Genomic DNA, 17,908 nt, shown 5'->3' with positions numbered 1-17,908 from the left:
GGAGCGCAACACCACAGAGCACGAAACGAGGCGGTCGCGACCAGCGGGTCGCGACCGCCTCGTGCGTTCGGCTACTGCTGCGGCGCCTGCGGCCACTGGTTCTGCTGGGTCGGCTGCCCACCGGCCTGGCCGGTCGCATAACCCCCGGCCTGCTGCTGCGCGGCGGCCTGCTGGGCGGCCTGCTGCTGCGCGGCGGCGCTCTTCGCGGCGGCCTTCGCCGCGGCGGCGTCGGCACTGCCCGGAACCATGAGCGCCCCGGCCACGAAGGCGGCATAGGCGCCGAGCAGCAGGATCGCCGCGATCCACGCCGAGGCGTCCGAGCCGGCGTCGCCGTCCGGCAACCCGAGCACCGTGTAGAGGAACTCCGCCAAGAACAGCGCCGCGCCCGCCAGCGCCAGCGTCTTCCACAAAGGGCGCAGCCGCTCGCCGGCGAACAGGGTGAGCGCGAACATGACGATGACGCCCACCAGGATGGTCTGGACGCCGCCGAACTGGAAACCGATGTAGTCGCCGAGGCTCGTGCCGTCGCTGGTGCCTGCGATGAGCCCCGCCAGCGCCAGCGCGCCGAGGCCGGAGATCCCGAGGATCGCGGGCATCGCGGGCACACCGAGCTTGTCGAACAGCGACGGCCCGGACTGGCCGTAGGCCGCGTACTGCTGCTGCTGGGCCTGCTGCGCCTGGTACTGCGCCTGTGGGGAGGCGTACTGGGGCGGGTAGCCCTGCTGTTGCGGTTGGCCGGAGGTCGGCTGCTGCGGATACCCCGCACCTGATTGCTGTTCACTCATGGCTTCATCATGCACTGCGGTCGCAATATCGGGGGCAAGTGGGTGGGATCGGCGACCGGGCCGGTGAGATCGAAGCGCGCCACCGGGCAGAGACCGTAGGCTGGAGTCATGTCGCAACGTCTCCGTCCCGTTTCGCCTATTTGGGTGGCCGGTCGACCGCAGCACGGCGAGGAGGAATTCTTCGTCACACACCCCTACGACGACTCTCCGGTCGGCGCCACGTCCTGGGCCACCGCGGGTCAGATCGAGGCGGCGGTGGCGGCCGCCTCCGGGGTCGCGCGCGAAGCCGCGGCCCTGCCCGCGCACGTCCGCGCCGAAGCGCTCGAGCATGTCAGACGCCGCCTCGACGAGGAGGCCGAGACGTGCGCCGAACTCATCACCGCCGAATCCGGCAAGCCGATCGCCTGGGCGCGTCTCGAAGTGCGACGTGCGGTCTCGACGTTCCGGTGGGCCGCCGAGGAGGCCCGCCGCTTCTCCGGGGCCGTGCAGCGGCTCGACACCGACGAGGCCGCCGAGGGCCGCATGGCGCTGGTGCGGCGGTTCCCGCGCGGCCCGGTCCTGGGCATCTCGCCGTTCAACTTCCCGCTGAACCTGGTGGCGCACAAGATCGCGCCGGCGATCGCCGTCGGCTGCCCGATCGTGGTCAAGCCCGCGCCGGCGACGCCGCTGTCGGCGCTGCATCTCGGCGCGCTGTTCTCCGAGACCGAGCTGCCGGCGGCGATGGTCTCGGTGCTGCCGGTGCCGAACCACCGCGCGGGGCAGATGGTGGACGATTCGCGCATGCCGGTGGTCTCGTTCACCGGCTCGGCGCCGGTCGGCGCGCAGATCCTGCGGCAGGTGCCCGGGAAGCACGTCACGCTCGAACTGGGCGGCAACGCCGCGGCGCTGGTGGCCGCGGACTACCCGAGGCGGGACTGGGCCGCCGAGCGCATCGCCACGTTCGGGAACTACCAGGCCGGGCAGTCGTGCATCGCGGTGCAGCGCGTGTTCATCGAGGCGCCGGCGTTCAGCGACATGGCGGAGCGGATCACCGAGAAGGTCGAGTCGCTGCCGACGGGCGATCCGAACGACCCGGCGTGCAAAGTCGGGCCGATGATCAGCGCCGCCGCCGCCGAGCGGGTGGAGTCGTGGGTGGCCGACGCGGTCGACGGCGGGGCGAAGGTGCTGTGCGGGGGCTCGCCGCGTTCGGGCGCGACCCTGGAGCCGACGGTGCTCACGGACGTGCGCCCCGACGCGCAGGTGCTGCGCGAGGAGGTGTTCGGCCCGGTGCTCGTGCTCCAGAGCGTCGACTCGTTCGAGGCGGGTCTGGCGGCGGTCAACGACTCCAAGTACGGGCTCCAGGCGGGTGTGTTCACCGAGAGCCTGCAGCAGGCGATGCTGGCGCACCGGGAGCTGGAGGTAGGCGGCGTGGTCGTCGGCGACGTGCCTTCGTTCAGGGCCGACCAGATGCCGTACGGGGGTGTGAAGGCCTCCGGGATCGGCCGCGAGGGCGTGGCGTCCGCTATGGACGACTACACGATCGAGCGGGTGCTGGTCCTGCCCGACACCCTTTAGCGTCCGAGCCGCCCCCGCGCGAGCGTGACGAGGTGGCGCAGGACCCGCGGGCCGAGGGGTCGACTTGACGCGGCCTTATAGCTTGGCAATATGACCGTTCCTCCGAACTACAGTGTCCCGTCGGACCGCCCGCCGGTGCCGGGCTATGGGTTCCAGCCGCAGTACGGCGTGCCGTCGTCTCCGGAGGAGCCCCGACCGCGCAACTACGCCCTCATCGGGGCGATCATCGTGGGCTGCACTGTGCTGACGCTCGGAACGACGCTGCTGATCGCCCTGGGGCTGACCAGGGACGAGCAGAAGGAGGACGTTGGCCCGGTCGTCGCGGCCGAGACGTCGTCGACCGCCGAGGAGACCGCGAGTCCCGGCGGGGACGAGAACACGAGCCCCGACGCCGAGGAGACGAGCGCCGAGCCGACCGTGGACGAGGAGGTCGGCAGGTGCATGGTCTACGACCCCGAAGTGGTCGGCGACGGTCTGGAGCTGTTGGACTCCTGCGGCGATGCCGAGGCGTTCTGGAAGGTCACGAACATGTCCTTCGATGTCAGCGCCACCGTCGACGACGAGGGGAATCTGACCGACAACCAGGTCGCCTACGACCTGTGCGGCGCGGACTACGGGATCTCCCATCTCGGCGAGCCGTGGACGAACTGGCACTGGGTGTACTCCGAGGGCACGGTCGACTCGCTGTACTGCATCGAGGCGATCGGCAATCCCGACGCCGACGGCCGCGTCCCGTACACGCCGGGCGACGGCGACTGCTTCGACGACTCCAGCGAGTGGTGGACCGTCCCGTGCGATTCCGACCTGGCGCTCTACGAGGTGGTCGACACCGTCGAGTTCGACGAGCCGAAGGAGCTCAGCGACGACGAGGCGGCGGCCGAGGCGACCTGCGGCGGCGAGTACTACTGGGAGGTCACCGACACCGAAGGGCGCACCTCGGCGATCATCTGCGGGAACGAGTTGTAAGGGACGGAATCGGCTATTTCGCCTGTCAGGGCTGAGCAACGCTCATAGTCTGGGGCCATGGTGCAGCCTCCGAACTACGGCGGCCCTCCGACGGGCCCCGAACCGCAGTACCCGCAGGGCCAGGGGTCCGCGCAACCGCCGGGAGGCCAGGGCCCGCCGTACCACCCCCCGCCGGGCCAGGACCCGATGGGACCGCCCGGCGGCGCGCAGCCGCCCTATCCGCCCCCAGGCGGTCCGCCGCAGTACCCGCCGCCGCCCGGCGGCTACGGAGGCGGTTTCGGGTCCGGAGGCGAGCCGCCCCGCAAGGACCGCACCGGCCTGATCGTCGGCGTCGTCATCGGCGCGGTCGTGCTCCTCGGCGGGCTCGCGCTGCTGCTGTGGTTCCTGCTCCGCGATGACGACGGCGAGATATCGGATCCCCCGGCGGCCGAGGAGACCTCGGCGGAGGAGACGACCGAGGCCGAGGAGGAGACGACCGAGGCGCCCGGGGTCGACGAGGCCGTGGGCCGGTGCCTGCCGTTCGAGCCGGAGGTCTCGGGCTACTCCTTCGACATGTCCACGGCGTGCGAGAGCGACGAGGCGTTCTGGGAGATCACCGCCGCGAGCGACGCGGTCGAGGCGAGCGTGGACGATGAGGGGCGCATGGAGGACCCGCAGGTCGCCTACGACGTCTGCGGCGAGGAGTACGGGACGTTCCAGCCCGGCGAGCCGTGGAAGGACTGGTACTTCACCTACGACGAGGCGACGCTCGCGATCGAGGAGCTGTACTGCGTCGAGGCGATCGGGAACCCCGACCCCGAGGGCCGCGTGCCGGTGACGCCGGACGCGGGCGCGTGCTTCGACGACTCGGACCTGTGGTGGAGCGTGCCGTGCGACTCCGACCTGGCGGTATACGAGGTGGTCGACACGGTCGCCGTCGACCCGCCCGAGGAACTGAGCAACGAGGAGGCCAACGATGCCTCCTCGCCGTGCTCGGGGGGCGATTTCTTCTGGCAGGTCACCGACGTCGAGGGCCGCACGACGGCGATCCTGTGCGGCGACGAGCTCTGAGCCCCGCCGGCCGAAGCGACCGGTGGCACACCCCCGTCGGTGAGCCCTAGCCGAAGCGACCGGTGATGTAGTCCTCGGTGCGCTTGTCCGACGGGCTGGAGAACAGCTTCTGGGTGTCGTCGAACTCGACCAGGTAGCCGTAGCGCTCGCCGGCGTCGTCCACATCGGCCGAGTAGAACGCCGTCGAGTCCGAGACGCGGGCGGCCTGCTGCATGTTGTGGGTGACGATGACGATCGTGTAGTCCTCGACGAGCTCGTTCATGAGCTCCTCGATGCGCGCCGTGGCGATCGGGTCGAGCGCCGAGCACGGCTCGTCCATGAGCAGGACCTCGGGCTGGACCGCGATGGCTCGGGCGATGCACAGGCGCTGCTGCTGGCCGCCCGAGAGCGCCAGGGCGCTCTTCTTGAGCGTGTCCTTGACCTCGTCCCACAGGGCCGCGCCGCGCAGAGCCTGCTCGACCCGGTCGGCGAGGCCGTCGGTCATGCCGTTGATGCGCAGGCCGTAGGCGACGTTGTCGAAGATCGACTTGGGGAACGGGTTCGCCTTCTGGAAGACCATGCCGATGTGGCGGCGCACGGCGATCGGATCGACGCCGGAGGCGTAGATGTCCTGTCCGTGATAGGTGATCTCACCGGTGACGCGCGCGCCGGGGATGAGGTCGTTCATGCGGTTGATCGAGCGCAGCACCGTGGACTTGCCGCAGCCCGAGGGGCCGATCATCGCGGTGATGCGGTTGCGCGCCACCGGAAGCGAGACGCCACGCACGGCGTGGGCCTTGCCGTAGTGGATGTCGACGCCCTTGAGTTCGATGACGGTCTCGAGCCTCGTCGAAGCTCCCGAGCCGTCGACCGGCACGGCCTGCTGCCGTGCGCCGGGGGCCCTGGTTTCCACCTGGACCGTTTCGGTCCGCCGACCGCTCTCGTTCACTGGCACGCGAACTCCTATCACCGAATTTCAACCGCTGTTAACGTGTCCTGTACTCATAGAAGGCCATTCAGGTGCACGGCAGTGGGCTTGCGAGTGAACGTAGCGTGAACGGTGTTTGAGTTGCGTCTCAGGCGTGCTCGGGCGGCAGGAGCTCGTCGTTCGGGTAGCCGCCGAGCAGGTCGTCGGAGGCCGTGAGCGTGAAGTCCTCGCTCAGGCCGACGGTGCCGAGGTCGACCGAGGCGCTCACGTCGCCGTCCTCGGCGAGCTCCATGAGCATGCCGCGGACGACCTGCGCCGGGACGCCCGCGTCGTCGCCGAGGGCGACGAGGTCCACGGTGACGGTGACGGACGAGGCGCCGCCGGGGAGCGCGAAATGGCCCTCATCGTCGAACTCGTATTCGACGCCGCCGACGCGCCTGATGGCGATCGCGGTGAGCTCTTCGAGGTCGCCGCGCTGGTCGGCGGCCTCCTCGATGGCCTCGAGCTTGTCGAAGGCGAGCACGTCGAACGGGTTGATGTACAGCTGCGGCGCGACGTGCAGCTGGCCGTCGCGGGTCTCACCGCGGTACAGGCCGAGGGCGAGCAGGAATTCGAGCAGGTCGCGAACGGTGTGCGGCACGGGCAGGCCCGAGCGCTCGCAGTGGGTGGTGAACGTGGCGATGCGCTCCGAGCGCTCGGCGGTGGCCCGGTCGTACTCCTCGCGGGCCTCCTTCTCCACGACCTCCGGGGAAGCCCCGTAGTGGTGCTCGCGGGCCTCGGCGATCCAGTCGTCGACGTCGCCCGGGTCGCACCAGACCGGCTCGTTCCAGATGTCGTCCTCGGGGAAGACGTCGGCCCACCATGAGGCGGGGAACGGGTTCAGGGACGGGACGGTCCGGAACAGCTCGATGCTGCACGGCATGAGCCGGATCCACGCGGGGTGCATCGGGGCTTGGACCGGGCCGGTCTCATCGCCGCCGAAGGGCCTTTCGAAAGCTTCCACTCATCGACGGTAGCAGCGCGGGACGACAGCGCCGCAGCGCGCGGCCCCAGCGTGGTTCGCCTGTAGCGGAATCGGGGGCACCGGCGGGGGCGCCGGGGCGCGATGTAGTGCGGCGGGCAGCGCTGACACTACTCCGATCGCCGTCACCGGACATCGATCGGAAGGGCGTGCTCGCCTAGCCGTGCAACTGAATACCGGTGAGGTCCGGTTCGAAGTCGGCCAGCGAGCCGTCGTAGCTGGGCGCGAGGTACTCGACGGTCCTGACCTGCTGGGCCAGCAGCTGGCGGACCTCGACGATCTGGTCGGCCGGGTTTATGACGAGCCAGTGCTCGTACTCGGCGTACTGTTCCCGGACGTGCACCTCGGCGGTCACGGCGTTCCTCCCTCGAACGAGCGGTGTGCTGTGGCAAAGCTAATGCGCGCTCGGTTCGCACCGGACGCCGACACGCCGCCCGGACATGAAATATGCCAGACCGGCGCAGAGCGGTCACGACCGCAGGACGAGCTTGAGCGTGTCCGCGGCGCCGGCCGTGACGTCCACGGGCACGCCCCAGTCTTGGCGGGTCAGGTGGCAGGCCGGGTGTTCGGCCTCGGCGTCGCACGTGGCGGCCTGCGCGACGACCTGGAGGACGCCGCGCTCGACGCCGTCGGCGAGCTCGATCTCGCGGACGAGCTCCTGTCCGGGGCCCGCGCCGGAGACGAGCATCTGCGGCGGGTCGGCCGAGACCTTGAGGGAGATCGGCGAACCGAAGCTGTAGTCGAGCTTCTGGCCGGCGGCAGGCTCGAAGAGGACCTCGAGTCGCAGACGCCCCGGCGCCACCGCGGTGCGCTTGCGCGTGACGCGGTGGTGCTCACCGTCGACGGCGGCCTCGGCGAGCTCGGGCGCGAGGAGGCGGTGCGCGGCCGATTCGACGACGATCGCCTCGCCGCCGGCGACGATGACGTCGCTGGGCTCGGCCAGGCCGGTCGCGAGCGTGGTGACCTCACCGGTCCCCGGATCGTAGCGGCGCAGCGCGCCGTTGTAGGTGTCGGCGACGGCGACGGCCCCGTCGGGGAGGACGCCGACGCCGAGCGGGTGCTGCATGAGCGCCTCGGCGGCCGGACCGTCGACGTGCCCGAAGTCGAACAGGCCTTGGCCCACGACTGTGTGCATCCGGCCGCCTTGGACGTAGCGGAGCGCGGAGGTCTCCGAGTCGACCAGCCACAGCCGCTCGCCGTCGGCGGCGAGCCCGGAGGGCTGGGCCATCCACGCCTCGGCCAGCGGCCCGTCCTTGAGGCTCTCGACGGTGGTGCCGGCCCACGGGCCGGCGGTGCCGGCGACCGGGTCGAAGTACCACAACTGGTGGATCCCGGCCATCGCGACGATGATCTTCCCGTCGAACCAGGCCACGTCCCACGGGGAGGACAGGTCGGCCTCGAGGGCGGCCTCGGAGGCGCCGTCGCCGCGCCACTGGGCGCCGGTGCCGGCCACGGTCCTCACCTGGCCGTCGGATAGGCGCAGACCGCGCAGCAGGTGATTCACGGTGTCGGCGACGACGACGTCGTAGCCGACGCGTTCGGCGACGTCGTCCGGCAGGAGTGCGAGGCCCTGCGGCTCGTTGAACTCGGGCTCGGCGCCGTCGGCGCGGCCGCGCTCGCCGGTGCCGACGACGTCCGCGACGGTGGCGAGGTCGGGGCCGAGGCGCACGAGGCGGTGGCGGGCGGAGTCGGAGACGAGGACGTCGCCGCCGGGCAGGGCGAGGGCCTTGCCGGGGAAGCGCAGCGTGGTCCCTGCGGGCGGCGGGGGGACGTACGGGGAGCCTTCGGTGTCGAGCGTGCCGTCGGCGGTGTGCTTGTCGACGAGCCCGCCGATGATCGCGTCGAGTGCCGTGACGTGGCCCTCGCCGGCCATGGTGGAGACCACGTACCCGAGCGGGTCGATGACGACGAGGGTCGGCCAGGCGCGGGCGGCGTAGGCGTCCCAGGTGGTCAGGTCCGGATCGTCGAGGACGGGGTGGGCCACGCCGTAGCGTTCGACGGCGGCGGCGAGCGCGTCGGGGTCGCGCTCGTGGTCGAACTTCGGCGAGTGGACGCCGACGATGACGAGCGCGTCGCCGTACTTCTCCTCGAGGGGCCGCAGCTCGTCGAGGACGTGGAGGCAGTTGATGCAGCAGAACGTCCAGAAGTCGAGGACGACGGCTTTCCCTTTGAGGCTCTCGAGGTCGAGGCGGCGCCCGCCCGTGTTGAGCCACCCGCGGCCGACGAGTTCGGCCGCTCGCACGCGAGACTGTGTCACCCCGAGAGCCTAGCGCGCACGCGACGACCCGGGCCCCGTGGGAAAACGCCATGGGACCCGGGTCTCGAGCCGTGGATCTGCGGTTATTCGCCTTCGGTCGCCTCGGCGGTGGGCTCGTCCGCGCCCTCTTCCTCGGCGCCGATGAGCGTCAGGCAGTAGACGTCCTCGCCGACGGTGAGGGTCTCGCGGCCCGCGTCGGCGCATTCGGAGCCGTCGCTGACTTTCGAGGTGATCTCGTAGTCCTCGCCTTCGACGGCCTCTTCGCAGTCGATGGCCTCGGCGGTGTCGCCGCCGGTGTGGCGCACGCACCCGCCCTCTTCGAACGAGGGGGGCCGGAACAGGAAGAACGCGGCCGCGGCGGCGCCGCCGATGACGACGACGGCGGCGATCACGATGACCGGGACCAGCCACTTCTTGCGGCCCTTGCCCGGCTGGGGCTGGGGCGGGTACTGGCCGGGGCCGCCCTGACCGGGCGGGACCGAGCCGGGAGGAACCGAACCGGGCGGCATCTGCCCGGGATAGGCGCCGGGGGCCGTGGGTTGGTACATCCCGGGCTGGGACATCTGCTGGTCCTGGTGTGTCGGCTGCTGGTGCGACTCGTAGCCGGGCGCCATCGGCCGCGGCGGCTCGCTCTGCGGCGACTGGGCGCCGATGATGAGCCGCTGCGTGTCGTCTGACTGCGGCGGGGGCTGGTGGCCGGCGTTCGGCATCTGCGGGTGCGCCTGCGGCGGCTGCTGCGCGGGCGGCAGACCGGCGTCGGCGGGCGGCATGACGCCGCCGAGCGGGCTCGGCGGCGGCGACGGCCACGACGAGGGCGACGGCTGCTGCTGTTGCGGCTGCTGGGGCTGCTGCTGCGGAGGCTGCTGGCCTTGGAACTGGTCGCCGTAGGGGGCCGGGGCGTTGAAGCCGACGCCCTGGGGAGGAAGCACCGTGGTGGCCTCATCGGCGACGTCCTTGGCCGGGGACGGCTCGGGCTGCTGGTCCGAGGCGCTGTAGCGCAGGACCGTGGTGCCCTCGTCGTCGAAGCTTCCAGTGGCGGAGGCGGTCTCGGCGGGGGCCTCGGCCGCCGGGGCGGCGGGCTCGGACGGCGGCACCTGCTCGGGCGCGGAATCATCGGCCGCGGGCGCGGGAGGGATCTCGATGTCGACCGAGGAGGTGGCCGGGATGGACTGCGTGGCGCCCTCGTCGATCGACCCGGCGGGGGCTTCGGGCTCCGGCGCGGCTTCGGCCGCTGGTGTCTCGGCGGGCTCGGGAGTGCTCCCGGCCGCCTGGGCCTCGTCGGCGGCGTCGGCCGAGGTCTCGGCCTTCGGTTCGCTTGCGGCGCCGGGCTCGGCATCGGCCGGCTCGGGGGTGCGCTCGGCCTCCGGCGGCGGCACGGGATCGGGCGCCGAGGGCGTGTGCGACTCGGTGGCTTCAGGGGCGCCCCCAGGCTCAGGGGTGCTTTCCTGTGTCGTGCCGTCCTCGACGGAGGCACTGTTCTCGGGGGCCCGGTCTTCGGGGGCCTCGCCCTTTTCTGACGCGTTGCCTTGCTCGGAGGTCACGGCTGCTCCTCAATGGTGCTTTCGGCCCGGCGTCCCGGGGAGGACGCCAGACGAAGCACACGGTACAGCAGCAGGGCACGCGCTCACTCGACAGGGTTACGGACGAATTGCGCCGATGCGGTGAGCGATGAGCAATGCCGAGGCAAAGAGAAAGGCCGGGCGCCGACTGTAGCCCACCCCTCATGGCTACGCGGCGCCCGGCCGGTGTGAGAACCCCCTGGAGAGGGTCTCCGTGCGGTGCGGGGACTCGGCGCTGTCCGCCGCACCATTGGGAGGAGATAAGTCAACGGCCTCAGTTGTCATTGAGGCATCCGCCACCATTCGACGCTCGACTCCCCGTCATCGATAGGCGACGCAATGAAACTTCGATGTTATGTTTCCTCGTCGTTTCATTGCCTCAATTACAACACCGGATACTGAGATCTGCCATTGAATCTCAGGTGCGATGCATCACGTCCACGCGAGCAGCGTTTCCCCTGGGTGCGTGAGGAACGCGCCCACGTCGGCGAGGAACTGCGAACCGAGCTCACCGTCGATGAGGCGGTGGTCGAACGACAGGCCCAAGGTGGTGACCTGCCTGACCGCGATCTCGCCCTCGTGGACCCACGGCTGCGGCCTGACGGCCCCGAACACCAGGATCGCCGACTCCCCCGGCGGGAGGATCGGCGTGCCCGTGTCGATGCCGAAGACGCCGACGTTGGTGATCGAGAAGGTCCCGCCGGCCATGTCGCCGGGCTGGGTCTTGCCGTCGCGGGCGGTGCGGACGAGGTCGACGATCGCCTCGGCCAGGTCGACCATGCTCAGGCTCTGGGCGGCCTTGATGTTCGGCACCACCAGGCCCCGCGGCGTGGCCGCGGCGATGCCGAGGTTCACATCGCGCTTGACGACGATCTCGCCGGCGGCCTCGTCCCAGGAGGCGTTGATCATCGGGTGGCGACGGCACGCCAGCAGGACGGCCTTGGCCACCAGCAGCAGCGGCGAGACCTTGACGTCGGCGAACTCGCGTCGCGTCTTGAGCTCGGCGACGGTCGCCATCATGCCGGTGACGTCGCAGGTGAGGAACACCGTGGCGTGCGGAGCGGTGAACGCCGAGGCCACCATGTTCTGCGCGGTCATCTTGCGGACGCCCTTGATCGGGATGCGCTCCTCGCCGCCTTCGGGCGACGCGACGCGCGCGGGAGTCGCGGTCGCACCCGTCTGCTCCCGAGCCGAGTCGCGGCTCGCAGGCGTCGCCGAGGCCGCTTCGACGTCGGCGCGGGTGACGGTGCCCTTCGGCCCGGTCGGGGTGACCGAGGCCAGGTCGACGCCGAGGTCCTTGGCGAGCTTGCGCACCGGCGGCTTGGCGAGCGTCGGTGCGGTCGGCTCGGCGATCGGGGACGGCTCCGCGACCGGCGCCGGAGCCTCGGGGGCCTTCGGGGGCTCCGGGGCGGCCGGCTCGGGCGGGGCCCCCTCGGCCTCGCGCTTGCGTTTGCGCCGCTTCGGGGCCGATTCCTTGGCGCCGTAGCCGACCAGGTTGGGGGTGCGCTTGTCCTCCTCCTGCTGCTTCTCGGGCTCGGCGCCCTCGAGCTCGAAGGTGGCCAGGGGAGCGCCGACGTCGACGGTGTCGCCGGGCGAGGCGTGGTGCTCGGCGAGCTTCCCGTCGTAGGGGCTCGGCACCTCCACGAGTGCCTTGGCGGTCTCGACCTCCACGAACGGCTGGTTGAGCTTCACGTCGTCGCCGGGCTCGACGAGCCAGGCGGCGACCTCGCCCTCGGTGAGACCCTCACCGAGGTCGGGCAGGTTGAACGTGATCTTCTGACCCATGGTCCGCTCCTCAGTACTCGAGTGACCGGTCGACGGCGTCGAGCACCCGGTCCAGGTTCGGAAGGTAGTCCTCTTCGAGGCGGCTCGCCGGATAAGGGACGTCATAGCCCGTCACCCGCAGCACGGGGGCCTCCAGGGAGTAGAAGCACCGCTCCGACAATCGCGCGGCGAGCTCGGATCCCATGCCGAGGGTCCCGGCGGCCTCGTGGACGACGATCGCCCGGCCGGTCTTGCGCAGCGACGCCTCCAGCGGCTCCCAGTCGATCGGTGAGAGCGAGCGCAGGTCGACGACCTCCAGCTCCAGGCCCTCCTCGGCGGCGGCCGCGGCGGCGTTCAGCGCGACGTCCACGGTCGGCCCGTAGGCGATGAGGCTCGCCGCCGAGCCGGAGCGGACGACACGGGCCTCGTGGAGGCCCAGCGGGGCCCGCTCGGTGTCCACCTCGGCCTTGGCGTGGTAGCGGCGCTTCGGCTCGAAGAAGATCACCGGGTCGTCCGATTCGGCGGCCTGCTGGATCATCCAGAAGGCGTCGCTCGGGTCGGCGCAGGTGACGACCTTGAGCCCCGCGGTGTGCGCGAAGTACGCCTCCGGCGATTCGGAGTGGTGCTCGATCGCGCCGATGCCGCCGCCGTAGGGGATGCGGACGACCACCGGCAGGCGCACGCGCCCGCCCGAGCGGTTCGGGATCTTCGCCAGCTGGGACACCAGCTGGTCGAACGCCGGGTAGACGAAGCCGTCGAACTGGATCTCGCAGATCGGCCGGTAGCCGCGCAGGGCCAGGCCGATCGCGGTGCCGATGATGCCGGATTCGGCCAGGGGCGTGTCGATGACCCGCTCGGCGCCGAAGTCCTTCTGGAGGGCGTCGGTCACGCGGAACACGCCGCCGAGGCGGCCGACGTCCTCGCCCATGATGAGGGCCTTGGGGTCCTCTTCGAGGACGCGACGCAGGCCGGTGTTGAGCGCCTTGATCATCGTCATCGTGGTCATCGGGACTCACTCCCCTCGTCGAGCGACGCCCGGAAGGCGACCGCCTCCGCGCGCTCGGCCTGCAAGTGCGGCGGCGCTTGCGCGTACACCGAATCGAACATCTCGGTCACGTCCGGGTCGGCCAGGTCCATGACCCGGGACCGCAGCTCGCGGACGTGCTGGACGGCCTCGTCGTCGATCGAGGCGAAGTACGCCTCGTCGGCGAGCGACTCGGCCTCCAGCCAGGTGCGGTAGCGCAGGATCGGGTCCTTGGCGCGCCAGTAGTCCAGTTCGGCCTCGTCGCGGTAGCGGGTGGCGTCGTCGGACGTGGTGTGGGGCTGCATGCGGTAGGTGTAGGCCTCGACCAGGCTCGGGCCCTCGCCGGTGCGCGCCCGGTCCAGGGCGGCCTTGGTCACCGCGTAGGTCGCCAGGACGTCGTTGCCGTCGACGCGGACGCCGGGCAGGCCGAAGCCCTCGGCGCGCTGGTAGGGCGGGACGCGGAACTGGCGGGCGTTGGTCTCGGAGATCGCGTACTGGTTGTTCTGGCAGAAGAACACCAGCGGCGCGTTGAACACCCCCGCCCAGATCAGCGCCTCGTTGAAGTCGCCCTCGGCGGTGGCGCCGTCGCCGTGGTAGACGACGACGGCCTCGCCGTCGTCGCCGCCGACCGCGCCGTCCTTGGCGACGCCCATGGCGTAGCCGGCGGCGTGGAGGGTCTGGGAGGCGATGACGATCTCGTACATGTGGAAGCGGTCGGCGGCCACGTCGCGGCCGCCGAGGTCGACGCCGCGGAACAGCGCGAACGCCGAGATCACGTCGAGGCCGCGGCACCACTGGACGCCGAGCTCCCGGTAGGCCGGGAAGACGGTGTCCTGGGGCTTGAGCGCGCGGCCGGAGCCGACCTGGGCGGCCTCCTGGCCGAGCAGGCTCGGCCACAGGCCCAGCTGGCCCTGGCGCTGCAGGGCGGTGCCCTGGGCGTCGAGCTCACGGGTGATGACGAGGTCGCGGTAGAGGCCGCGGTACTCCTCGTCGGTGAGGTTCAGGTCGTAGTCGGGATGGGAGAGGCGCTTTCCCTCGGGGGAGAGCAGTTGCACGAACTCTGGTTCGTTCGCTGAGGCGGAATTCCGACGGTTCTTGGCCGTCTTCTTGGCTGGACGCTTCTGGTCGCCCATGATTGCCTCCTCGTATTGGTATTCCGGTGTATCCAAGCATCTCAAAGCCGTGGCGTCCGCGCTCCGCACCTCGGGTCCGACTACCATTTGTAGGCTGACATTCGACGCTAAGTAGCCATCTCGGTTCGGCCACCGACATCATCGGTCCTGAACGCGCGTTTCGTCGCACGGGGGTGGCGGGAAGGAGCGCTTCGTGCGCCAGAAGGGCAGCGATCAGGTGGGACGCTGGCCATGGGGGGTGTGGTTCGCGCTGGTGGGCGTGAGCACGGGGACGGTCGCGTCCTTCGCCGCGGTGGGGTGGGCGTTCCTGAGCGCCACGGGCCTCCACGGGGGCGTCGACACCGCCGCACCGCCCGATCGCGGTCAGGGGGAGATCGTGATCGAGGCCGAGCTGACGGCGGATCCGGAGTCCTCGCCTGAGGGGACGGAGCCGACGACGGAGGCCGAATCGGTGCCCGTGCCGCAGCTCGAACGCGTGCGGGTCGAAGCGGAGACGGAAGCGGCGCCCGAGCCGGAGCCGGAGCCGCGGCCACACCCGGTCGAACCGGAACCGGAGCTGGCGACCGAGTCCGAGGATCCGAAGCTGGTGCCCGCCGAGGAGGACTGGAACTGCGACCGTCCTCAGCTGCGGCCGTCGGACGACGGCGAGGAAGACTCGGACGAGGACGACGAGCGTTCGGACACCGGTGCGCCCCTGAACCCGATTGTGGAACAGGAGCCCGGATCATCGCCTCGCCCGAAGGGGTGAGCTGGTGAAACTCTGCACCCGCAGCCGTAACCTGCATGCGCAATTTTTCGTTACAGCTAGTGAGAGCGCATCGCAGAGTGACGAACGCACACGGATACCTGTGGGGTACAAGCACATGGACCTTTTCGCCCGCACCATGCTCGCCTCCTCGGCTGAGGCAGGCCTGACCACGACGATCCTCAGCCGACACGTTCCACTCCTCCGCCGCAACGTCCGGCCTTCGGACCGGGTGGCGCTGCTGACCGGCTGCGTCGGTTCCGACGGTCTGGCCAGCGGCGACTGCATGCTCATGCTCACCACCGAGCGCATCGTCGTCACGAGGCAGTCTCGGTTGCTGGGGCGGATCCGGCTGTGTCTGGACGCGCCGGTCTCGGCGGTGGAGAAGCTGCGCTGGTCGGCGGACCCGAGCGGTCCGGGCGTCGAGCTGAACTTCACGGTGCTGGAGGGCCCGAGCGCGGCCACGCCGCACCGGTGGCATTTCTGGCTGCCGGCCACCCACGCCAAGCGGGTGTGGCACATCGACGCGCTGCTGGCGCGGGCGTTCCGCCGGCCCGGAGCTCCGCCGCTGCCGATCAACGGCCCGGCGGCTTCGCCGTGGGACGCGCCGCGCGGTCAGGCACCGGGCCGGCAGGGGACGCTCGCGGCGGCGCGAGGCGACACCGCCGGCGCGTCGGCCCTGATGGCGTCGTTATCGGCGCAGTTCGGCGGTGCAGCATTTGACGCTGCCGCCGCCCTTTTTGAGCTCGGACAGGTCGACCGGGACGGGCTGGTAGCCGGCGTCCCGGAGCTTCTCGACCATACCGGTGGCCTCGGCGTTCACGACGACGTTGGTGCCGTCGGCGACGAAGTTGAGGCCGAACGCGGCGGCGTCGTCGGCGTCGGCGATGACCGCGTCGGGGAAGAGGCGTTCGAGCAGCAGGCGGCTGCCGGGCGCGAACGCGTCGGGGTAGTAGGCGATGCGTTCGTCGTCGAGGGGCGCCAGTGCGGTGTCGAGGTGGTAGTAGCGCGGGTCGACGAGGCGGAGCGAGACGACGGGGCGGCCGAACACGTCGGCGGCCTCGGCGTGGGCGCGGGCGTCGGTGCGAAAGCCCCAGCCGGCGAGGATGAGCCCGCGGCCGGGCAGGTAGGTGAAGTCGCCTTCGCCTTCGTTGGTGTGTTCGGGCTCGGCGAAGGTCCAGTCGGCGGCGCGGTACCACTTTTCGTGGGCGTCGGCTTCGGGCGTGCGCTCGGGGTGGCGGAAGCGGGCGCCGTAGGCGATGCCGTCGACGACGAAGGCGCCGTTGGCGGCGTAGACCATGTCGGGCAGGCCGGGCTCGGGTTCGATGCGCTGGACGTCGTGGCCGAGGGCGGCGTAGGTGTCGGCGAGGGTCTCCCATTGCGCGCACGCGAGGGCGGTGTCAACGGGAGTCGAGGTGTCCATCCATGGGTTGATGGCGTACTCGACGGCGTAGTAGGCGGGGCGGCACATGAGGTAGGTGCGCCGGCGGGGCTCCCGGATCGCGGGGGCCTCGGGTGAAGAACGGTGTTTCTCCATGGCGGAAGTGTAGACAGCGAAGGCGCCGTTTCGCCCGCCGGCGACGCGCCGACACTCTGGATGTGACCGAACCGCCGCCGATCCGGTTCGGGCGGGCCGCGCGTTACGGCTCGGGCCAGGAGCGCATCGCCAGCTCGGCGATCCCCAGGAGGTCCTGCGCGCTCGCGCCGTCCTGGGCGGAGCACGACATGCCGCGCGCGACGGCCGCTATGTACGCCGCGAGCGCCGAGGCGTCGGTGCGCGCGGGCAGCTCGCCGTCCGCGATGCCCTTGCGAACCCGCTCGGCGATGGCCTCCAGTGTCTGCCTGCGCAGTGCGCGCAGTTCCGCTTCGATGTCGTCGGCGTCCGGGCCGTGGTTGACCGCGCCCGAGATGACGAGGCATCCGGGAGGGTGCGAGGGGTCGGTGTAGTTGAAGGCGATCTCGCGCAGCATCCGCTCGACGGCGCCGCGGGCGGTCGGTTCCTCTTCGAGGGCGGCGGTGGTGAACGAGCCGTAGGTGTCCTGATAGCGGGCGACGGCTTCGCTGAAGAGGCGGCGTTTGTCGCCGAAGGCGGCGTAGAGGCTGGCCGGCCTGATGCCCATCGCCTCGGTGAGCGCGGCCATGGAAGCCGGCTCGTAGCCGTGCTGCCAGAAGACCCGCAGTGCCTGTTCCAGGGCCTTGTCGCGGTCGAAGGAGCGCGGTCGTCCTCTTGTCACCGGCCCATTGTATATCGATCGCTCAAGAATGTGCTACGGTGACGGCCATCAGTTGTTGATCGATCATTCAATAAAGGATGGACCATGCACGACCTCTCCGAGAAGACCGCCCTCGTGACCGGTGCCAGCAGGGGCATCGGCCGCGCCATCGCACTCGAACTCGCTCGCGCCGGTGCCCGCGTCGCCGTCCACCACGGCCACAACACCGATGCCGCCAAGGAGACCGTCAACGAGATCGAAGCCGCCGGAGGCGGCGCCTTCGCCGTCAAGGCCGACCTGGCACGGCCCGAAGGCGCCGACGACCTGATCGACGCGGTCGCGGCCGAACTCGGCGGAGCCGAGCTCGACATCCTCGTCAATAACGCGGCCGTCGGCGCCTTCGGCGGCATCGGCGCGGTCACCGCGGCGGACTACGATCGCGCTTTCGCCGTCAACGTCAAGTCGCTGTTCTTCCTCACTCGCCGCGCGCTGGAGTCGATGCCCGACGGCGGACGGATCGTCAACATCGGCTCGGGCGCCACCCGCATCGCCTTCCCCGAAGGGGTCGCCTATGCGATGACCAAGGGCGCCGTCGACACCTTCACGCTGGCACTCGCCAAGGAACTGGGGCCGCGCGGCATCACGGTGAACACGGTCGCGCCGGGCATCATCGACACCGATATGAATGCCGAATGGCTGCGCGGCGACGACGAGGCCAAGCGGGCCGCCGCCGCGAGGTCCGTGCTGGGCAGGGTCGGCCGGCCCGAGGACGTGGCCGGACCGGTCCTGTTCCTGGCCTCTGAGGCCGGACGATGGACGACCGGCCAGGTCATCGACGCCACCGGGGGCTCAGAGCTCTAGGCCGTGACGGGCCCTCGCCGGTCCCACCCGGCGTGTACCGATCGGGCCGCGGCGGCTTGTCCTGGCCGC

General features: G+C 70.9%; 16 protein-coding genes. 5 read left to right on the top strand and 11 right to left on the bottom strand.

Features of this window, described 5'->3' with window-relative positions:
• Positions 1-71: 71 nt before the first annotated feature.
• The gene (locus ACYVK3_RS05990; protein ID WP_460496370.1) at positions 72-785 is read right to left on the bottom strand and encodes a hypothetical protein; all 714 of its coding nucleotides are present in this window, start codon (positions 783-785) and stop codon (positions 72-74) included.
• Between the two features lie 108 nt (positions 786-893).
• Between ACYVK3_RS05990 and ACYVK3_RS05985 the strand changes: the two genes are divergently transcribed.
• The 3 genes from ACYVK3_RS05985 to ACYVK3_RS05975 all read left to right on the top strand — a co-directional run bounded on the left by ACYVK3_RS05985 (position 894) and on the right by ACYVK3_RS05975 (position 4,355).
• On the top strand, positions 894-2,339 hold the full coding sequence (locus ACYVK3_RS05985; protein ID WP_460496369.1) for an aldehyde dehydrogenase family protein: 1,446 nt from the start codon (positions 894-896) through the stop codon (positions 2,337-2,339).
• A gap of 90 nt (positions 2,340-2,429) precedes the next feature.
• Entirely contained in the window at positions 2,430-3,305 is an 876-nt protein-coding gene (locus ACYVK3_RS05980) for a hypothetical protein (protein ID WP_460496367.1), read from the top strand.
• Positions 3,306-3,362: 57 nt separating this feature from the next.
• Positions 3,363-4,355: a hypothetical protein gene (locus ACYVK3_RS05975; RefSeq protein ID WP_460496366.1), complete on the top strand. Its 993-nt coding sequence runs from the start codon at positions 3,363-3,365 to the stop codon at positions 4,353-4,355.
• 46 nt (positions 4,356-4,401) lie between these two features.
• On the opposite strand, the gene pstB is transcribed toward ACYVK3_RS05975, so the two are convergent.
• From pstB to pdhA, 8 genes are all read right to left on the bottom strand, one after another.
• Positions 4,402-5,211 carry a phosphate ABC transporter ATP-binding protein PstB gene (gene pstB / locus ACYVK3_RS05970; protein WP_460496966.1) on the bottom strand — a complete coding sequence of 270 codons (810 nt, stop codon included), beginning with the start codon at positions 5,209-5,211 and terminating at the stop codon, positions 4,402-4,404.
• Positions 5,212-5,410: 199 nt separating this feature from the next.
• Complete coding sequence (locus tag ACYVK3_RS05965) at positions 5,411-6,265, bottom strand: DUF6042 family protein (protein ID WP_460496365.1); 855 nt, start codon at positions 6,263-6,265, stop codon at positions 5,411-5,413.
• A gap of 175 nt (positions 6,266-6,440) precedes the next feature.
• Positions 6,441-6,638: a hypothetical protein gene (locus ACYVK3_RS05960; protein ID WP_460496364.1), complete on the bottom strand. Its 198-nt coding sequence runs from the start codon at positions 6,636-6,638 to the stop codon at positions 6,441-6,443.
• 114 nt (positions 6,639-6,752) lie between these two features.
• Positions 6,753-8,540, bottom strand: coding sequence for an NHL domain-containing thioredoxin family protein (locus ACYVK3_RS05955; protein WP_460496363.1), 1,788 nt, complete (start codon positions 8,538-8,540; stop codon positions 6,753-6,755).
• A gap of 83 nt (positions 8,541-8,623) precedes the next feature.
• Positions 8,624-10,081, bottom strand: coding sequence for a hypothetical protein (locus ACYVK3_RS05950; protein ID WP_460496362.1), 1,458 nt, complete (start codon positions 10,079-10,081; stop codon positions 8,624-8,626).
• A gap of 450 nt (positions 10,082-10,531) precedes the next feature.
• Complete coding sequence (locus tag ACYVK3_RS05945) at positions 10,532-11,884, bottom strand: dihydrolipoamide acetyltransferase family protein (RefSeq protein WP_460496361.1); 1,353 nt, start codon at positions 11,882-11,884, stop codon at positions 10,532-10,534.
• A 10-nt stretch (positions 11,885-11,894) separates the two neighbouring features.
• On the bottom strand, positions 11,895-12,869 hold the full coding sequence (locus tag ACYVK3_RS05940) for an alpha-ketoacid dehydrogenase subunit beta (RefSeq protein WP_460496360.1): 975 nt from the start codon (positions 12,867-12,869) through the stop codon (positions 11,895-11,897).
• Positions 12,866-14,020 (bottom strand): thiamine pyrophosphate-dependent dehydrogenase E1 component subunit alpha, encoded by a 1,155-nt coding sequence (gene pdhA / locus ACYVK3_RS05935; protein WP_460496359.1) that lies wholly within the window; start codon positions 14,018-14,020, stop codon positions 12,866-12,868. The genes ACYVK3_RS05940 and pdhA overlap by 4 nt, the downstream gene beginning before the upstream one ends.
• Positions 14,021-14,213: 193 nt before the next feature.
• On the opposite strand from pdhA, the gene ACYVK3_RS05930 reads away from it, so the two are divergent.
• Positions 14,214-14,768 carry a hypothetical protein gene (locus ACYVK3_RS05930; protein ID WP_460496358.1) on the top strand — a complete coding sequence of 185 codons (555 nt, stop codon included), beginning with the start codon at positions 14,214-14,216 and terminating at the stop codon, positions 14,766-14,768.
• A gap of 688 nt (positions 14,769-15,456) precedes the next feature.
• Here ACYVK3_RS05930 and ddaH read toward each other — a convergent pair.
• Together ddaH and ACYVK3_RS05920 are read right to left on the bottom strand one after the other, a co-directional pair.
• Positions 15,457-16,302, bottom strand: a complete 846-nt coding sequence (gene ddaH, locus ACYVK3_RS05925; RefSeq protein WP_460496357.1) for a dimethylarginine dimethylaminohydrolase family protein — start codon at positions 16,300-16,302, stop codon at positions 15,457-15,459.
• A 103-nt stretch (positions 16,303-16,405) separates the two neighbouring features.
• Positions 16,406-16,999 carry a TetR/AcrR family transcriptional regulator gene (locus ACYVK3_RS05920; protein WP_460496356.1) on the bottom strand — a complete coding sequence of 198 codons (594 nt, stop codon included), beginning with the start codon at positions 16,997-16,999 and terminating at the stop codon, positions 16,406-16,408.
• Positions 17,000-17,083: 84 nt separating this feature from the next.
• Here ACYVK3_RS05920 and ACYVK3_RS05915 point away from each other — a divergent pair, with 84 nt between their 5' ends.
• Positions 17,084-17,839 carry an SDR family NAD(P)-dependent oxidoreductase gene (locus ACYVK3_RS05915; RefSeq protein WP_460496355.1) on the top strand — a complete coding sequence of 252 codons (756 nt, stop codon included), beginning with the start codon at positions 17,084-17,086 and terminating at the stop codon, positions 17,837-17,839.
• Positions 17,840-17,908: the final 69 nt, after the last annotated feature.

The sequence above is a fragment of the Glycomyces tarimensis genome, assembly GCF_054776215.1.
Note: the sequence above shows the minus strand (reverse complement) of the source record. Positions and strands in the feature narration are given on the sequence as shown.